The 906-nt window shown below is 62.1% G+C and carries 2 protein-coding genes; both read right to left on the bottom strand.

Annotated features, from left to right (window positions below; translation table 11 throughout):
* Nucleotides 1–255, bottom strand: a 255-nt coding sequence (locus tag EN914_RS39740) for an EAL domain-containing protein (RefSeq protein WP_245497946.1), incomplete at its 3' end; no start/stop codon positions are given.
* Nucleotides 210–906 (bottom strand): GGDEF domain-containing protein (locus tag EN914_RS36790; protein ID WP_245497945.1); only part of this gene is annotated, 697 nt, incomplete at its 5' end. The genes EN914_RS36790 and EN914_RS39740, both read right to left, overlap by 46 nt.

Raw genomic sequence — 906 nt, 5'->3', positions numbered from 1 at the left:
CTGCTGGCATTCGGTGGGGCGCTGGGAGAGCGTGCTTTCCGTAACCTCCAGCTCGAGCCGCCGTGGATCCATTTGCGTTTCCAACAAGATGCTCGTCACTTTCATGGCAAAGCTCGGATTGTTCAGCTGCAACCCCGATACGTTCACTGCCAGGGTCTCGATCGGCCAATGCACCGCGTCAAGGCAGGCCTGGCGCAGAACCAGCTCGCCTAGAACTTCGATGAGCCCCGTTTCCTCTGCCAATGGTACGAACAAGTCAGGGGCGACCCAACCGCGCTCTGCGTGCGACCAGCGCGCGAGGGCTTCGACTTGTCGGCGGTGTAAAGCGGCTGATAATGCACCCGGATGTGGCCGGGCGTTTGCAGCGCCTTGCGCAGGTCCTGTTCGAGACCCTTACGCTTTGCCAGCGTCTGGTCCATCTCGGGTTCAAACAGAGCATAGCCGCTGCGACCGCCGGCTTTGGCGTGATACAGGGCGAGGTCGGCTTTCCGCACCAACTCGACCTGGTCCACCCCGTCCCTGGGAGCAAGAGCTACGCCGACGCTCACCCCGACAAAAACCTGAACTCCGGCGACCTCGAACGGCCGGCGCGCGGACTCGATCAAGTGCTCGCACAATGTTTTGACCTCATTCTCGCCTGCGACCGCGCGCTGGATGATAATGAATTCGTCACCGCCCAGGCGCGCCACCGTGTCCACCTCCAGGGTCAGCCGCCTCAGCCGGTCTGCGAACTCCCTGAGCAACTCGTCACCGGCAGGGTGGCCAAAGCTGTCATTGACCTGCTTGAACCGGTCGAGGTCAAGATAGAGGATCGCGAGCTGCTCGCCCGTCGCGGGCAGCAGTGTCAGCGCATCAGCCAAACGACTGTTGAAATGGCCGCGACTGTGCAGCCCTGTAAGCAGGTCG

It is taken from the genome of Mesorhizobium sp. M7A.F.Ca.CA.001.08.2.1, from assembly GCF_003998455.1.
GTDB lineage: Bacteria > Pseudomonadota > Alphaproteobacteria > Rhizobiales > Rhizobiaceae > Mesorhizobium > Mesorhizobium ciceri.
Note: the sequence above shows the minus strand (reverse complement) of the source record. Positions and strands in the feature narration are given on the sequence as shown.